Consider the following 528-nt stretch of genomic DNA (forward strand, 5'->3'; position numbering starts at 1 on the left):
GTCCGAGGCGGCCGCGGCCGGGAAGTCCGGGGTCTCGTCGCCGGACGAGGAGGCGGTGGCGGTACGGACGAGATCGGGGCCGGCGGTGCGCGGGTAGGCCCGGACGGTGAGGGTGCTCTCCTCGCCACCGAACCTGAAGGGCACCTCGTACTCGCCGSACGGCGTGTTCGCCGGGACCGTGATCTCCACCGGGACGTCGGTACGGGACCCGCGCGGCACCGTCGTCCGACCGGGGACGGACACCTTGATGCCCTTCGGAGCCTTCGCGGTGAGTGCGCCGCGCACGGCGGCGGGGCGGCGGGCGGCGAGCCGTGCCTCGACCCGCTGCGGCCTGCCGCCGATCTCCGCGTCGGTCTCGCCGCGTACGAGATCGAGCCAGGCGGCGGGTTCGTCGCCGAACCACGGCACGAGGGCGCGTACCTGGGGGGCTGCGGGTGCGGTGACGGTTCCGGAGACGATCGGCGGCAGCGCGCCCGCGCTCGCGCCCGGGGCCGTCGCCAAGGAGCCCGTGGGCCAGATCAGCCGGAT

The 528-nt window shown here is 75.9% G+C and carries 1 protein-coding gene; it reads right to left on the bottom strand.

Going from position 1 to position 528, the window contains the following annotated elements; translation table 11 throughout:
• The coding region (locus AC1DUE_RS20140) for a hypothetical protein (RefSeq protein WP_477041183.1) at positions 1-528 on the bottom strand (528 nt) is incomplete at both ends.

The sequence above is a fragment of the Cellulomonas sp. P4_A2 genome, from assembly GCF_056402515.1.